Source organism: Sagittula stellata E-37 (genome assembly GCF_039724765.1).
GTDB classification, from domain to species: domain Bacteria; phylum Pseudomonadota; class Alphaproteobacteria; order Rhodobacterales; family Rhodobacteraceae; genus Sagittula; species Sagittula stellata.
The window spans coordinates 56895-72739 of sequence record NZ_CP155729.1 but is presented as its reverse complement, the minus strand read 5'-3'; the positions used below and the strand labels follow the sequence as shown (position 1 = coordinate 72739).

Genomic DNA, 15845 nt, shown 5'->3' with positions numbered 1-15845 from the left:
ACGCCTGTCGAAAGGCATGGCATCCGTCCGAAGGTTTGCGGCAAGTCTTTCCTTACATGCAAGCGGGGCCTCCATGGAGGTGGCCCCGCAGCACCGGCGACACCTTCATGGCGATTGCTTCGGCTTGCTCAAGGCGATCAGCTTGCTATCTAGGCGGCTTTCAGACCGCGCCCGGAAGAGCCGTGTTTACCGGTCGCGTTCGCCGGGACGACTGCGCCCCTCACCACCGCCAGTCGAACGTCCGGATAACCTTCACGCTGACCGATCCGCTGTCTCGGTCCTGCACCACCGGGGAATCGGCCGCGTCGCCCACCAGCCGGTTCCAGCCGAGCGCGCCCTCGACCGCCCAGGCTTCGGAGAAGTCGTGCCGCACGGTGAACTCCAGCCCCGCCGTGTACAGACCGCCGTCCGCCGAATAGGCTGGCAGCGCCGCGCCGGTGGGGACGGCGAAATAGGTGTCCATGTATTCGTCGTTGGCAAACGACAGGCGCGGGCCGAAGCGGACCTCCGTGCCCTGACCGTAGTCGTGGATCACGTCCGAGCCGAGGTCGCCGACCACGCCGTCGTGCCCGGTGACACCTTTGCGGACCGCGCCCCAGACCTCCACCGTGGGCCAGCGGTAGGACACCCGGCCACCCAGTTCAAAGGCCGCGTCCACGTCGTCGATGCCGGTCAGGCGGGAATAATCGGAGGCCTTGCGTTCCGCGAGGTAGCGGAAGGACGGGCCGAAGCCAAAGCCCATGCCGTCGCCCCTGTCGACGTTCAGACCCAGCAGGCGGAACGTGGATACCGACGCGCCCAGTGCCGGACCGACAACGTATTCGTCCGACCCCTCGTAGGCCGGGCCGGACTGCACGCCAAGGCCCAGTTCGAAGGTCAGCGCGCGCTCCTGCGCGGCGGCGGGCAGGGCCGAGGCGGCCAGCGCCAGAACGGAAAGCCGGTAGGTCAGCGTCATCGGATCGGTCTCCAGGGTAAATCACTTGGACGCAGCCTAGCACGCGGACACCCGGGGGCCAGCCGTCCCGGTACGAAAGCACGGTGACCGCGTCCCTATCACGCAGTCGTGATGACCCCTTTGCGACCGCCGGGCAGGAATATGCCCGAAACCGGCAAGAGGCGCCGAAATCCCGATTCGCGGGTGGCAGGTATGGTTAACAACCGGCCGGTTCGACCCCCTGAACCGGCCGGGACTCACCATAACGAAGCGTTAACCGGGCTGGGTTAAGCCTCCGCACGCTGCATTGACCTGCGCGCTCTCCACATCGCGCTCCGGCTCTGCTACAGGACAGCGCAGCACAGTCCGGAGGCGCAGATCATGAAACCCGTCATCCTCACCATTCTCGACGGCTGGGGCCTGCGCGAAGAGACGGCGAACAACGCCCCCGCGCTGGCGAAAACCCCGACAATCGACAGGCTTATGGCGACTTGTCCGCATGCCACGCTGATCACCCACGGTCCGGACGTGGGCCTGCCGACCGGGCAGATGGGGAACTCCGAAGTGGGGCACACCAACATCGGCGCGGGCCGGGTGGTGGCCATGGACCTCGGCCAGATCGACCTCGCCATCGAGGACAAAAGTTTCTTCGAAAACAAGGCGATCCTCGATTTCTGCGGTGCCGTTAACGAAGCGGGCGGCAAGGTGCACCTGGCGGGCCTGACGTCCGACGGTGGGGTGCACGCCCATGTCAGCCACATGATTGCCGCCGCGAAAATGATGCGGGATCAGGGGCTTGAGGTCTGGCTGCACATCCTGACGGACGGTCGCGACACCGATCCGAAATGCGCGCTCAAATATATCGCTAACCTTCGTAAAGAGCTGGACATCCCCGAGGAGAACACCGGGCCGGTGCGCTTTGCCTCGGTCATCGGGCGATACTACGCCATGGACCGCGACAACCGCTGGGAACGGGTGGAGGCGGCCTACCGCGCCATGACCGCCTACGCAGACAGCGACGCCGACGCCTTCCCGAACGGCGGCACGCACCCCACGCCAGAGGCCGCGATCAAGGCCGGTTATGACCAGCGGGGCGAGGGCGACGAGTTCATCAAGCCTTCTGTCATTGAGGGATATCAAGGGTTTGGAGAGGGCGACGGCCTGTTCTTCCTGAACTTCCGGGCGGACCGAGCGCGGGAAATCCTCGCCGCCATCGCCGCGCCGGACTTCGACGGTTTCGCGCGTGAGAAGCCCGCGCTGTCTGCCTGCCTCGGGATGGTCCAATACTCCGAGGCGCATGAAAAATACATGACCACCGCCTTTCCGAAGCGCGAGATCGTTAACACTTTGGGCGAATGGGTGGCGAAGCACGACAAGACGCAGTTCCGGCTCGCCGAGACGGAAAAGTACCCGCATGTGACCTTTTTCCTGAACGGCGGCAAGGAAACTCCGGAGCCGCACGAAGACCGCTTCATGCCGAAGTCGCCCAAGGTCGCGACCTACGACTTGCAGCCGGAAATGAGCGCGGGCGAGGTCACGGAGAAGTTCCTTGATGCCATCGGCAAAGGGTATGACCTGATCGTCGTGAATTACGCGAACCCCGATATGGTCGGCCACACAGGCGATCTGGACGCGGCCATCAAGGCCTGCGAGGCGGTGGACCATGGCCTTGGTCAAGTGGTTGAGAAGCTGGAACAAACCGGCGGCGCGCTGCTGGTGATCGCCGATCACGGCAATTGCGAGACGATGGTCGATCCGGAAACCGGCGGTCCGCACACGGCGCATACGACGAACCTGGTGCCGGTTATCCTGTTCGGTGGACCGGACGGCGCGTCCCTGGCGGACGGGCGGCTTGCCGATGTGGCGCCGACGTTGCTGGCTTTGATGGACCTTCCGCAACCCGATGAAATGACAGGAAAAAGTCTGATCCGTTGAAACGCCTCGCGCTCCTTCTGACACTGGCCGCCACGCCGCTTGCCGCGCAGGACGCGGGCGAAGATGCGCGCCGCGCGGCAGAAGCGCTCGAAGCTGCCTCGGTGCAGCTCGACGGGGCCGAGGACGCGCAGGACCGGGTCTCTGCCCTGACCGATACGATCCGCGCCTACGAGGACGGGCTGGCCGCTATGCGCGAGGGACTGCGCGCCGCCGCCATCCGCCAGACCGAGCTGGAGCGCAAGCTTGAGGCCCAGAACCAGGAAATTTCCCAGCTTCTGGGTGTACTTACCGCAATGGGAGGGCGGGCGTCGCCGGGCGCGCTCTTGCATCCGATGGGGCCTTTGGGAACCGCCCGGTCGGGTATGCTGGTCGCCGCCGTGACGCCGGGTCTGGCGGCGCAGGCCGCCGACCTGCGCGCCGATCTCGAAGAAGTCACCGCCCTGCGCGACTTGCAGCAGAACGCGGCGCACACACTCGCCGAGGGGCTGAAAGGTGTGCAGGAGGCGCGTACCGACCTCAGTCAGGCCATTGCCGACCGCACCGACCTGCCCAAGCGGTTCACGGAGGACCCGGTGCGGACGGCCATTCTGATCTCCGCCACCGAGACGCTGCAGGGCTTCGCCTCCGGCCTTAGCCAGATCGCGGAAGGCGAAGAAGAGGCCACGCCGCTGCCCGATATCGAAGACCTGCGCGGCACCCTTCCGCTGCCTGTGCGGGGGGTCCTGCTGCGCGCCGCGGGCGATCCCGACGCTGCTGGAGTGACCCGTCCGGGCATCGTGATCGCCACCCGACCCGGCGCGCTGGTGACCACGCCGACCGCCGCAACGATCCGCTACAATGGACCGTTACTGGACTACGGGTTGGTGACGATCCTCGAACCGTCACCCGATATTCTCTTTGTTTTCGCCGGGTTGGACCTCGTCTACGGCGAGATAGGAGAGGTGCTGCCAGCGGGCAGTCCGATCGGTCTCATGGGTGGGGCCACAAATGCGTCAACTCCGGGTGAAGGGGCTGGCGCCGGGCGTTCGGAAACGCTCTATATAGAGGTCAGAGAGGGCGACGCGCCCAATGATCCACAGCAGTGGTTCGCAATCGACAAGGGATGAGATATGCAGAAATTCGTGATGGCCGCAGTGGCGGGCACCTTGGCCTCCGTGGTCGCGACGACGCAATTCGTCGGCCCGCTGGTGGCGCAGGAACAAGGCAAATCCGCCACCGTCTATGAGCAGCTCGACCTCTTTGGAGACATCTTCGAACGCATCCGCGCGCAGTATGTGGAGGAGGTCGAACCCTCCGAGCTGATCGAGGCGGCGATCAACGGGATGCTGACCTCGCTCGACCCGCACTCCTCCTACCTGCCACCCGACGACGCCGCCGACATGCGCGTCCAGACCCGCGGCGAATTCGGCGGCCTCGGCATCGAGGTGACGCAGGAAGAGGGCTTCGTGAAGGTCGTGTCTCCCATCGACGGCACCCCTGCAATGGAGGCAGGCGTCGAGGCCGGGGACTTCATCACCCACGTGGATGGCGAAAGCGTGCTGGGCCTGACGCTTGATCAGGCGGTGGACCTGATGCGCGGCCCGGTCGGGTCCGAGATCGTCATCACCGTGGTCCGCGAGGGCGAGGAAGAGCCTTTCGACGTCTCGATCATCCGCGACACCATCAAGCTCACAGCCGTCCGCGCCCGCACCGAAAGCGATGCCGTGGTGCTGCGGGTGACGACCTTCAACGACCAGACTTACCCCAACCTCGCCGAAGGTCTGGCGGAGCAGGTGGAAGAGCTGGGGGGCATGGACAACGTCAACGGTGTCGTCCTCGACCTGCGCAACAACCCCGGCGGTCTGCTGACACAGGCGATCCGCGTCTCTGATGCCTTCCTCGAAAAGGGCGAGATCGTTTCGACCCGTGGCCGCGATCCGGCTGACGGCGACCGTTACAACGCCACTCCGGGTGATCTGGCCGAGGGCAAGCCGCTGGTGGTTCTCATCAACGGCGGTTCAGCCTCCGCGTCGGAGATCGTCGCCGGCGCCCTGCAGGACCACCACCGCGCCATCGTCGTGGGCACGAAGTCCTTCGGCAAGGGCTCTGTCCAGACGGTCATGCCGCTTCGTGGCGACGGTGCAATGCGCCTGACCACAGCGCGCTACTACACGCCGTCCGGCCGCTCGATCCAGGCACTGGGCGTGTCGCCGGACATCGTGGTGGAACAGCCCCGCCGTGAGCCCGACGCAACGGAGGAGGAAGAGGCAACCAACGTCTTCTCCCGCTCCGAAGCCGACCTGCGTGGCCGTCTCGACAACGACTCCCTGACGGAGGAAGAGATCCAGCAGATCGAGGATGACCGCGCCAAGGCAGAGGCAGCCGCCAAGCTCCGCGAGGAGGATTACCAGCTGGCCTACGCCATCGACATCCTGAAGGGCCTGTCGAAACTGGCCCCGACCGACCAGTGAGGATGAACAAGGGCGGGCATGGTCCCGCCCTTTTCACATGAAGGCCATGACTATGATCCAGACCGAAATGACGCCCGAAGACATCGCCAAGCTGCCTTATCGCCGCAACGTCGGCGTGATGCTTGTGAACGCGGACGGCCATGCCTTTGTCGGCCAGCGTGCCGACCGGCAGCCGCACGAGCCGCCCGCATGGCAGATGCCGCAGGGGGGTATCGACAAGGGCGAGGACCCGCGCGCCGCCGCCCTGCGCGAGTTGACCGAGGAGACCGGCGTGACGCCCGACCTTGTCACCGTCGAGGCCGAGACCGAGGGCTGGATCGCCTACGATCTGCCGCACGACATCGTCCCGCGCATCTGGAAAGGCCGCTACAAGGGGCAGGAGCAGAAGTGGTTCCTGCTGCGGTTCCACGGCACCGACGACCAGATCCGGCTGGATGCGGACGAACATCAGGAATTTACCGAATGGCGCTGGCTGCCCGCCGATGAGGTCGTGGCCCAGATTGTGCCGTTCAAGCGGCCCGTGTACGAACAGGTCATTGCCGCGTTCAGGGGCCGCCTGTGATGCGCTGGCTGGTGGCGGCACTTGTGCTGTGCACCACCCAGGCGCAGGCCCTGTCCTGCCTGAAACCGGATGTGGTGCGCACCTACAAGGAGGTGGATGCCTCCCCGGACCGCTGGGGCGCAGCCGTGGGGCGGTTGGACTTCGACGAAAGCCGTTTGCCAGAGCCGCCACAGAACGATCCCAACGCCGCTCCGCCGGAAACGCCTCTGCGGGCGCAGCTGGTGGGCAAGACGCTCGACCGCGACGGGTTCACCAAGCCGTTCCAGGGCAATGTCACGCTGATCGTCCAGTGCTACGGACCATGGTGCGCGCAGCCGAAAAGCGGTCGGAAGTACCTCGTTTTCCTGAAGCGTGAACCGAACCGGCATGTCGCTTTTGCCGATCCCTGCGGCACCCGGCTGTTCGCCGATCCGTCGCGTGAGGACCTCGACAGGGTCAATTCGTGCTTCCGAAACGGCCCTTGTACGGAGCAGGGCCTGCCCTGATCCACGTGCAAAGGGGGGCGGGGGCCGAAGCCCCTTCCGTCAGCGCAGTTTCTTCAGCAGCTCCATGGAGGCGTAGCCGTCCGGCACCAGCCCGGCACGGCGCTGATACCCCCGGATCGCCTGCAGCGTCATCGGGCCGATGCGTCCGTCCACGCCCTTTGTGTCATACCCTGCCTGTGTCAGCCGGGTCTGAAGCTCCTTGCGTTCGGAGCTGGTCAGCGGTCGGTTGTCACGGGGCCATGAGCCCTGAAACTTGGGCCCGCCCATGATCCGGTCGGCCAGGTGGCCCACACCCATCGCGTAGGCGTCAGCCGCGTTGTAGCGCTTGATGACGCGGAAGTTCTTGAAAACGAGGAAGGCCGCGCCCTCGTGCCCGGCGGGCAGCAGGACAGTCGCCGCGCCGTAGTCGGGGACGGGCTTGCCATCGGTGCCCAGAACACCCAGTCGCGCCCAGGAGGAGGGCATGCGCTCCACGTTCGTCTGGTCATAGTCGAACCCGCGCGGCAGGACGACTTCGACGCCCCACGGCTGCCCGGCTATCCAGCCGTTCTTTTTCAGGTAATTGGCGGTCGAAGCCAGCGCGTCGGACGGATCGTCGCCCCAGATGTCGCGGCGTCCGTCGCCGGTGAAATCCACGGCGAGCGACTGGAAGGACGTGGGCATGAACTGCGTGTGACCCATCGCTCCGGCCCATGACCCGGTCATCCTGTCGGGTGTCGTGTCGCCCTGTTCGAGGATCTGCAAGGCGGCCACGAGCTGCCTTTCGAAGAACGAGCGCCGCCGCCCGTCGAAGGCGAGGCTGGCCATGGACTGGATGATATGGTTGGAGCCACGATAGCTGCCGTAGGCGGTTTCCATGCCCCAGACGGCCAGCACGACTTCCTTGTCGACACCGTAGTGCGCCTCGATCCGGTCGAGCAGCGCACGGTGCTGGGCCAGTGCGGACCGACCGTTGTTCACGCGCGTGTCCGATGCGGCGCTGTCGAGGTAGTCCCAGATGCCCTTGGCGAATTCTGCCTGGGAGGAGTCCCGCTCCACCACCTTCGGATCGAATGTGACCCCTCGGAAGGCTGCGTCGAAGGTCCTTGCGCTGACGCCCTGAGACAGGGCGCGCGGGCGGAAACCGTCGACCCAGCGGGCAAAGGCGGCTGCCTTGGCGGGGCTGACGCTGACAGCGGTGACGGGGGCTGCGGCCACGGCCGCGGTGCGCGGTTTCAGGGCCGCCGGGCGGATGGCCGGGCGCGTGGATCGTCTGGGCGCCAGCAAGTCGTCGCGCAGGCTGTCACCCAGGCCGCTGGCCCGGCTGACCACCTCTTCGACGTGGCGCACGACAAGGGGGCCGCGCGCCTTGGGGCGCAGCGACGTCTGCAGAGTCTCCGCGTACACGGGACCCGTGCCGAGGATTGCAATCCCCAGCCCGATACAGGCCATCCTGAACATCTGATTGTCTACCGCTCGTTTCTTTTGCCGCAACCATAACCCGTATCGGGCGATTTGCGAAGGTCCCATCCCGACGATGCGCGAATCCTCGCGTCAGACGTGTCGTTGTAGTCGCGCAGCAGGGGCACCCGTTCAGGCCGGAAAGACTGGCCCGTCCTTTGCAGATCCAGCATCCGGTCCAGCCGGAAGGCACGAAAATCCCTGCGAAGACAACACCATGCCAGAAGGCAATGGCTGTTGTCGAACAACATGACGGTCAGGGGTTTCACCTCGCGCCGGGTCGCGGCTCCGTTCTTGTCTGTGTAGTCGAAGGACACCTGCTCTTCGTCCCAGCAAGCGCGGCGCAACGCGCGTGCGTCGATGGTTGGCCGGGGCGGCGGGGCGAATCTGTGGGCGTTCAGGACCGCATGGCGCAGCCGGTGGGCCTGCCGTTCGGGCAGGCGTGCGCGCAGCTTGGCCAAAGCCGATTCCGCCGCCTCCGCCAGCGCCGGGTCGGCGACGGCGGCCACCTCCCGCAAGCCGAGGATCAACGCCTCCAACTCCTCGTCGTCGAAGCCCAAGGGCGGCAGGTGCGCGTCTTCGATCAGCCGGTAGCCGAATCCCGCTTCGCCGTCGATCACGGCACCCAGTTCGCGCAGCGTGTCGATGTCGCGATAGAGCGTGCGTGGCGAGACGCCGGTTTCCTCGGCCAGACGCGCGGCAGTCACCGGCGACGGCAGGCGGCGCAGGGCGGACATCAGCTGGAACAGGCGGTGGGTGCGGGACATGTCGGAACAATGCTATGGGCAGTTGTCAGAAACTGACATGAGGCCTCCCTAGTGTCTAGCAGACATGCAACCGACACGGGTGACCCGATGCTGAAACTGATGACCTTCCCCGCCGGCTTTGGTGAGCCAAGCCTGAGCCCCTTCTGCGTCAAGGCCATGATCCTGCTGGATCTTTCCGGGCAGGCGTGGGAGCCGGAGTGGCTGATGATGCCCCCTTCCATCGGCTACGGCAAACTGCCGATCCTGCGCACGCCGGACGGCCCGGTGCCCGACAGCAACTTCATCCTCGCATGGCTCGAAACACAGGGCGCGGACCTGTTTCCCGGCCTGGATGCGGGGCAGCGCGCGCAGGCCCATGCGATCATCCGCATGGTGGAGGAGCATCTCCGCCTGTTTCTGGTCAACGACAGATGGGTGCGCGACGACGGATGGGCCGTGCTGGAGCCTGCCGTCTTCGGGGCCATGCCCAGACCGCTGCGTCTCGTGGTGCCGGGACTGGCGCGCAAGGGCATTCGGAAGACGTTGCAAAGCCAAGGAATCGGCAAGTTCTCGGACGCGCATGCGGCGCAGGCTGCAGCAGCCGACCTCGACGTGCTGCAGCAGCGTTTGGGCGAGGGGCCATGGTTGTTCGGCAGCCGTCCCTCGGCGGTGGACGCCGCCGCCCTGCCGGTCCTTTCGGCGCTGGACAAGCTGCCCGGCGACACGCCCGCGCGACATGCCCTGCGTGAACGCGGCAGCCTGATGGCCTACGTGACCCGTGGACGTGCGCAGCTATACCCGGAGCGGTTCAGGACGCCTACCGCCGCTGCCGCGTGACCTTGCGCTTGACCTTCTTGTCGCGGGCCTTGGCCTTGGCGAGCTTGCGGCGCGGCGACGGCCCGGAACGGCCCCGCCGCGCACCGCCACGTCCGAACCGCCCGCCCGCCCGGCTCTCGTAGGCGTCGTCGTCCAGCTCCAGCAGTTCGAAGGCGATGCCGCCGGTGACGGGCGCGGCCTCCACCAGCTTGACTTTGGCGCGCATCCCAAGCGCGATGATCCGCCCACTGTCGGCACCCATCAGGGTCCCGGCGTCGCGGTCGAAGTGGAAATACTCGTTGCCAAGGGTCGAGATCGGCACCAGCCCGTCGGCGCCGGTCTCGTCCAGCTTCACGAATATCCCGAACTTTGCGATGCCGGACAAGCGCCCGGTGAACTCGGCCCCCAGACGGTCGCTGAGGTAGGCGGCGAGGTAGCGGTCGTTGGTATCCCGCTCGGCCATCATCGAGCGCCGCTCCGTGTCCGAGATGTGCTGCGCGGTCTGTTCCAGCCGCTCGATTTCCTGCGCGGTCAGGCCGTCGTCGCCCCATTTGTGCGCGGCGATCAGGGCACGGTGCACGATCAGGTCGGAGTAGCGCCGGATGGGCGACGTGAAATGCGCGTAGTTTTGTAGCGCGAGGCCGAAGTGCCCGAAGTTCTTGGGGCTGTAGTACGCCTGCGTCATGCTTCGCAGCGTCGCCATGTTGATCAGCTCCGCCTCGTCCTTGCCTGCGGCCTGGTGCAGAAGCTGGTTCAGGTGGCGGGTCTTCAGCACCTGCCCCTTGGCCAGAGTCAGCCCGGCGGATTCGGCGGTGTCGCGCAGCGACTCCAACTTGTCCTGAGACGGCTCCTCGTGCACCCGGAACAGGAGCGGCATGTCCTTGGCGTTCAGCGTCTCAGCGGCGGCGACGTTGGCAAGGACCATCATCTCCTCGATCAGCTTGTGCGCGTCCAGCCGGTCGGTGAAGGCGACTGATGTGACCTTGCCCTCTTCGCTCAGCATCACCTTGCGTTCCGGGAGGTCGAGGTCGAGCGGCTGGCGTCGTTCCCGCGCGGATTTCAGCGCGGCGTAGGCGGCGTACAGCGGTTTCAGAACCTCATCCAGAAGCGGGCCGGTTTTCTCGTTCGGCTCTCCGTCTATGGCCGCCTGCACCTCTTGGTAGGTCAGCGACGCGGGCGAGCGCATCAGGCCGCGCACGAACGTCTGGCCCAGCTTGTTGCCCTCGGCGTCGATTTTCATGCGCACCGCGATACAGGCGCGCGGAACCCCTTCGTGCAGCGAACATAGATCCCCCGACAGCCGGTCGGGCAGCATCGGCACCACGCGGTCCGGAAAGTAGGAGGAGTTGCCGCGCTTCTTCGCCTCCCGGTCCAGTTCAGAGCCGGGGCGCACGTAATAGGCCACGTCGGCGATGGCCACCCAGATCAGGAATCCGCCTGCGTTTTTCGGATCGTCATCGGCCACGGCATAGACCGCGTCGTCGTGATCGCGCGCGTCGGAGGGGTCGATCGTGACAAGCGGCAGGTCGCGCAGGTCCTCGCGCCCGGACAGACCGGCGGGCTTCATCGCGTCGGCTTCGTCCAGCACCTCCTGCGGGAAGTCGTCGGGGATGCCGTGTTGATGGATGGCGATGAGAGAGACCGCTTTGGGCTCTGACGGATCGCCGAGCCGCAGCGTGATGCGCGCCTTCGGCAGACCCATGCGCCCCTTGGGCCCGGCCTGTTCCGCCTCTACCAGTTCGCCGTCCTTCGCGCCGCCCGTTGCGTCGGGCGCGACCATCCACTCCTTGTCGCTGCCCTTGTCGATGGGCAAGATGCGACCGCCCTCGGCGGTCTTGCGGAACAGGCCCACGACCTTGCGGGGCGACGCACCGATGCGCCGGATCAGCCGGGCTTCGTAATTGTGGTCGGCCTCGTGCACCACCTGCAACCGGGCGAGGATACGGTCGCCTTCCCCCAGCGCAGGATCGCCCGGGCGGGTCACCAGCAGCACGGTCGGCTCCACACCTTCTCCATGCCATTCCAGCGGCTGCGCGAACAGGTCGCCGTTGGCGTCGGGCGCCTTGGCCTGAAGGACGGTCACGGGCGGCAGGCGGTCCGGGTCGCGATAGGTCTTCTTCCGCTTTTCGAGCTGGCCTTCGGACTCCAGCTCTTTCAGCAGGCGCTTGAGGTCGATGCGTGCGGCACCCTTGATGCCGAAGGCCTTCGCGATGTCGCGCTTGGCGGTGAGGGCCGGGTTTTCGGAAATCCAGTCGAGGATTTCCTGCTTGGTGGGCAAGGTTGTCATGGCACGGAGGTAGCACGCACCCATGACGCCGTCATGCCGGAAACGGAGAAATGCCGGCGAGTCCCGCCTGTTTTGGGCGAAAATTGATCCGGGGGACTAGGCGCGGCGGGCCTGTGCCTTGAGGTCCGCCGCGCAATCCACGTCCGACAGCAGGTCGCCATGGGCGATCCGCCAGCCGGGCAGTGTGTCGGAGGCGTCTGCAAGGGCATGTTCCGACGACCAGCGCACATTGCAGAAGAACCCTTTGGGTAGACGCGCGGGACGGTGCACCCCGATCAACCAGAAGCCGCCGTCCTGCGCCGGGCCGAAGACCGCGTCGTGGTGTCCCAGCAGCGCAAAGCACCGCGCCACGGCGGCGCGGTCCACTGCGGGTATGTCCGCCCCGATCAGACACGCTGGCCCGGCACAGGACCGCAGCGCGCGGGCCATGCGCACCCCGAGGTCACCCGTTCCCTGCGGCATGCGCGCAAGATGCCCCGGCCAGACGCGACTGAGCATTCCCTCGCGGTCAGGAGATACGGACAGTACAATCCGCCACCTCGGATCCTGAACACGCCGCAGCAGCCGCCGCGCCTGATGCCGGAACCACCAGGCCGCAGCGACATGGCCGATCTCGCGTCCGAGGCGTGTCTTGACCCGTCCGGGCCGCGGCTCCTTCACCATGATGACGAGGGTGGGGCGCGGGTATCCCGGGCGTGTCCGGCGCCGCGTCAAAACCGCAGTTCCATGTCCCGATGCGGGACGGTCCCGTCCAGGTACACCTCGCCGTAGGCGGCAAAGCCGAGCCGTTCATAGAACGGGATCGCGTGATCCTGCGCGCTCAGGTAGACCCGCGCGACGCCTTGGGCGTTCCGACAATACGCGACGCCATGTTTGACCAGCGCCGCGCCAAGGCCACGGCCCCGGTGGTTGACCAATACGCAGATCCGCCCGATCTTGCCCGTGTCGCCGTCATGCATCAGCCGCGCGGAAGCGACCGGTGCGCCGCCGTCGCGCACCACCAGATGCACCGAGATTGGGTCAAGCTCGTCCCATTCTTCCGCCTCGGCAAAGCCCTGTTCTTCGATGAAGACGCGCCGCCGGACCGAGTGCGGCTCGGACAGGTCGGTGGTCTCTTCGACTGTCAGGGTCACGCGAAATAGTCCTGCAGGATGCGTGTGTAGATCGCCTTCAACTGGCCGATCTGCTCGACCGAGACGCGCTCGTCCACGGCGTGCATGGTCTGGCCCACCAACCCGAATTCCACCACAGGGCAGTGGTTCTTGACGAACCGCGCGTCGGAGGTGCCGCCGGTGGTCGAATACTCCGGCTTCACGCCTGTCTCGGCCTCCACGGCATTCGCCACAAGGTCCGACAGGTATCCCGGTGGGGTCAGGAAACTCTCTCCGGAAATCTTGATCTTCAGGTCCGTCGTCGTGCCGAAGGCGGCGTCGACCTCTGCCGCTTGGGCGCGCAACCACTCGGACAGGGAGGCGCCGCTGTGCGCGTCGTTGAACCGGATGTTCACGCAGGCCGAACACTTGGCCGGGATCACGTTGGTCGCCGGGTTGCCGGTGTCGATGGTCACGACCGCCAGCGTCGAGGGATCGAAGTGGTCGGTGCCGCTGTCCAGCTCGTGCGAGGCCAGCCGGTCCATCAGCCGCGCCATGGCCGGAAGCGGGTTCAGCGCGCGGTGCGGATAGGCGGAATGGCCCTGCTTGCCCTCCACGGTGAACCACGCCGACATCGACCCGCGCCGGCCGATCTTGATCATCTGGCCCATGTGATCCGGGCAGGTGGGTTCGCCGACGAGACAGACCGACATCTTCTCGCCCTCCGCCTCCATCCAGTCGAGAAGGGCGGTCGTCCCATCGACGGAGTCGCCTTCCTCATCGCCGGTGATCGCCAGCACCACGGCGCCGTCCGGCGGTGTCGCGGTGACGAAATCCATGGCGGCCGCCGCAAAGGCCGCAACACCGGACTTCATGTCCGTCGTGCCGCGCCCGTACATCATGCCGCCGTCGATCTCGGCGCCAAAGGGATCGTGTTGCCAGTCCTCCCTCCGCCCGATCGGGACCACGTCGGTGTGTCCGTTGAAGCCGAAGGTCTTCGCGGCGCCCTTCGCGCCCCACCGTGCAAAAAGGTTGGAGATCCCGCCGCGGTCCACGCGTGTGCACTCAAAGCCCGCGTCCGAGAGCATGTCCTGCAACAGGACCAGAGCGCCGCCCTCCTCGGGTGTGACCGATGGACAGCGGACAAGGCGGGCGGTCAGGTCGACGGGATCGGTCATGGCTGGGGTCCTCGTTTCGGTATCGGCACTTGGCTAGCGTGCCGTTCGCAGCTTGGCAAATGTGGCGCGTTTGCATCAGCCTGCGCCGCCCCCGCTGAACCTGACAGCAAGAATAGGTTCTCGCCATCGCACTCGCCGTGATAAGTTTCCAAAAAAGAGACAAAAAGCTATGGCAGGCGCGCTGTTTCCCGTTTCCTCCGGGCCCCGGTCCGAGCGGTTCCCACGACAGGCCCGTCCGCCAGAGATCGAGGCAGGCATGGCAGTTCACTCAGGGGGACCGGTCATCAGTGATGTCCACGCGCGGTGTCGCAGGCGGGCGCCGGGTGTTTTTGCCTGCACGCGTTGCACTGCAAGGCGGGGCGGGGCTGCATGAGCTGGATCGCCGTTTCCGGACAGGGGCGGGCGTGGGTCTGTCCCGAGCGCTTTGGACACACCGCCGCGAGCCGCAACATCCTCATGCCGCGCGGGTCCATCCTGATCGAGACGCGCATATCGCCGGAGGATCGTCCTCAGACCCTGCTGTCCTATGAACGCGCGCACCCGTGGCATGGATCGTTCTCGGTGCGCGCGGTGCCCGGCGGGGGGATCGTGCTGGTGATGAGCCAGGGCGAAGAGGTATTCCACACAGTCCTTCAGCACAGTTCCGACGCCCGCCACGATGTGCTGCGCGTGACTTTCTGTTGGGACAGTGAGGCGCGGACCGGGCGCATCAGCCTTGAACAGCCCGAGACCGACATCGTGGTCCAGCGCGCAACCCCGCCGCCACCGCCGATGCTGCTGGAGGACGTTTACACGCTGGTCCGTCGCCCGCAGCTGGTCGAGATGGATGAGGACGTCCTGTTCTTCGCCGTGTCGGACAAGATCGAGCCGGTGGGGCCGATGCCATCGCTTGTGGGCCAGACGCCGGTCCTGACGCCCACCGGTTACCGGCCGGTCAGCGCGCTGGAGTGTGGCGATACCGTGGTGACCCGCGACAAAGGCATCGTCCCGGTGCTGGCCCGCCTGTCGCGCAGAGTCCCCGCGCTCGGGATGTTCCAGCCGGTCCGGCTGCGCGCGCCGTATTTCGGTCTGCAACGGGATCTGGTGGTCGCGCCCTACCAGCGCCTGGTGATCGGCGGGTCGGAGGTGGAATACCTCTTCGGCCGTGAAGCGGTGCTGATCCCGGCCATTGCGCTTGTGAACGGTTTCGCTGCGGTGACCGAACCGGCGGTTCAGATGGTCAACTATCACCAGCTTCTGCTCCCTGGCCACGAACCGGTGATATCCGCCGGTGCAGAGGTCGAGACGCTCTATGTCGGGCGCCTGAGGCGTCGGCGGGACCACCTGGCCCGGTCGCTGCTGGCCGACGTTCCGGCGAACCTGTTGCCGGAGCACGCCCGTGCCGGCCTGAAGGTCCTGCGCTCGTTCGAGGCGATCACACTTGCCGAGGCACGCGCGGCCTGATCCCCTGGCAATTCGGCTGCAAGTCGGCTGTCAGTCGAAGAAAGGCGAAACCTGCGCCACGATGACGGCGTTTTCCTCCAGCGCGCGCTGCATCAGCTCGGCTTCGTCGGCTTCGATCTCGTGGCCCTGCGCCTCGCGCTCTTCGCGGGTGCCGTAGCCGGTCACGTCAAGGGGGGCCATGTCCGCCTGCTTGAGGATCGCCACGGTTTCGCGCACGGCCTCAGCCTCGTCCACGCCCGAAGCGTAGCACATCAAAGCGGCGCCGGTGGCCTTGTCGGGCAAACCGTCGCCGGATTTGCGGCCGACCTCTACCAGAAGCGTGAAGACCTGTTGGGTGCGTGGTGACTTGCTCATGCTGCGCGGATGAGACGACGGGGCCGTTTTGTCAAGCGCTGCGCCACGCCGCGGTCACGGACACACATAAAAAAGGCGCGGTGCCGCAGGGGACACCGCGCCGGATTTTCAGACCCGGGGTGGG

The 15845-nt window shown here is 66.3% G+C and carries 15 protein-coding genes; 7 read left to right on the top strand and 8 right to left on the bottom strand.

Translation table 11 applies throughout. The annotated features are described in order from the left end of the window. Positions 1 to 220 precede the first annotated feature (220 nt). Positions 221 to 955 (bottom strand): MipA/OmpV family protein, encoded by a 735-nt coding sequence (locus tag ABFK29_RS00385; RefSeq protein ID WP_005863615.1) that lies wholly within the window; start codon positions 953 to 955, stop codon positions 221 to 223. Between the two features lie 360 nt (positions 956 to 1315). Between ABFK29_RS00385 and gpmI the strand changes: the two genes are divergently transcribed. The 5 genes from gpmI to ABFK29_RS00360 all read left to right on the top strand — a co-directional run bounded on the left by gpmI (position 1316) and on the right by ABFK29_RS00360 (position 6366). Continuing rightward, positions 1316 to 2869 carry a 2,3-bisphosphoglycerate-independent phosphoglycerate mutase gene (gpmI, locus tag ABFK29_RS00380; RefSeq protein WP_005863613.1) on the top strand — a complete coding sequence of 518 codons (1554 nt, stop codon included), beginning with the start codon at positions 1316 to 1318 and terminating at the stop codon, positions 2867 to 2869. Continuing rightward, complete coding sequence (locus ABFK29_RS00375) at positions 2866 to 3975, top strand: murein hydrolase activator EnvC family protein (RefSeq protein ID WP_005863611.1); 1110 nt, start codon at positions 2866 to 2868, stop codon at positions 3973 to 3975. Before gpmI ends, ABFK29_RS00375 begins: the two co-directional genes overlap by 4 nt. Positions 3976 to 3978: 3 nt before the next feature. After that, entirely contained in the window at positions 3979 to 5319 is a 1341-nt protein-coding gene (locus ABFK29_RS00370) for a S41 family peptidase (RefSeq protein ID WP_005863608.1), read from the top strand. Between the two features lie 67 nt (positions 5320 to 5386). Beyond that, positions 5387 to 5881 (top strand): RNA pyrophosphohydrolase, encoded by a 495-nt coding sequence (locus tag ABFK29_RS00365; protein WP_040605176.1) that lies wholly within the window; start codon positions 5387 to 5389, stop codon positions 5879 to 5881. After that, complete coding sequence (locus ABFK29_RS00360; protein WP_005863605.1) at positions 5881 to 6366, top strand: hypothetical protein; 486 nt, start codon at positions 5881 to 5883, stop codon at positions 6364 to 6366. The genes ABFK29_RS00365 and ABFK29_RS00360 overlap by 1 nt, the downstream gene beginning before the upstream one ends. Positions 6367 to 6405: 39 nt before the next feature. Here ABFK29_RS00360 and ABFK29_RS00355 read toward each other — a convergent pair whose 3' ends face one another. Both ABFK29_RS00355 and ABFK29_RS00350 read right to left on the bottom strand, forming a co-directional pair. Continuing rightward, entirely contained in the window at positions 6406 to 7806 is a 1401-nt protein-coding gene (locus tag ABFK29_RS00355; RefSeq protein ID WP_005863603.1) for a lytic murein transglycosylase, read from the bottom strand. 8 nt (positions 7807 to 7814) lie between these two features. Further along, complete coding sequence (locus tag ABFK29_RS00350) at positions 7815 to 8573, bottom strand: helix-turn-helix transcriptional regulator (RefSeq protein WP_005863600.1); 759 nt, start codon at positions 8571 to 8573, stop codon at positions 7815 to 7817. An 87-nt stretch (positions 8574 to 8660) separates the two neighbouring features. On the opposite strand from ABFK29_RS00350, the gene ABFK29_RS00345 reads away from it, so the two are divergent. Beyond that, positions 8661 to 9389: a glutathione S-transferase family protein gene (locus ABFK29_RS00345; protein WP_005863598.1), complete on the top strand. Its 729-nt coding sequence runs from the start codon at positions 8661 to 8663 to the stop codon at positions 9387 to 9389. On the opposite strand, the gene rnr is transcribed toward ABFK29_RS00345, so the two are convergent. The 4 genes from rnr to dapE form a co-directional block, all read right to left on the bottom strand. Continuing rightward, positions 9370 to 11655, bottom strand: a complete 2286-nt coding sequence (rnr, locus tag ABFK29_RS00340) for a ribonuclease R (RefSeq protein ID WP_005863596.1) — start codon at positions 11653 to 11655, stop codon at positions 9370 to 9372. The two genes, ABFK29_RS00345 and rnr, sit on opposite strands and share 20 nt — an antisense overlap. Before the next feature lie 96 nt (positions 11656 to 11751). Further along, a complete protein-coding gene (locus tag ABFK29_RS00335; protein WP_005863594.1) occupies positions 11752 to 12318 on the bottom strand; it encodes a TIGR04282 family arsenosugar biosynthesis glycosyltransferase in 567 nt (188 codons plus the stop codon). Between the two features lie 47 nt (positions 12319 to 12365). Further along, complete coding sequence (locus ABFK29_RS00330) at positions 12366 to 12788, bottom strand: GNAT family N-acetyltransferase (RefSeq protein WP_005863592.1); 423 nt, start codon at positions 12786 to 12788, stop codon at positions 12366 to 12368. Beyond that, the gene (gene dapE / locus ABFK29_RS00325; RefSeq protein ID WP_005863590.1) at positions 12785 to 13924 is read right to left on the bottom strand and encodes a succinyl-diaminopimelate desuccinylase; all 1140 of its coding nucleotides are present in this window, start codon (positions 13922 to 13924) and stop codon (positions 12785 to 12787) included. The genes ABFK29_RS00330 and dapE overlap by 4 nt, the downstream gene beginning before the upstream one ends. 369 nt (positions 13925 to 14293) lie before the next feature. Between dapE and ABFK29_RS00320 the strand changes: the two genes are divergently transcribed. Beyond that, positions 14294 to 15367, top strand: a complete 1074-nt coding sequence (locus ABFK29_RS00320) for a Hint domain-containing protein (RefSeq protein ID WP_005863588.1) — start codon at positions 14294 to 14296, stop codon at positions 15365 to 15367. Between the two features lie 30 nt (positions 15368 to 15397). Here the strand turns inward: ABFK29_RS00320 and ABFK29_RS00315 are convergent, their stop codons facing one another. Next, on the bottom strand, positions 15398 to 15721 hold the full coding sequence (locus tag ABFK29_RS00315; RefSeq protein ID WP_005863586.1) for a hypothetical protein: 324 nt from the start codon (positions 15719 to 15721) through the stop codon (positions 15398 to 15400). Positions 15722 to 15845 lie beyond the last annotated feature (124 nt).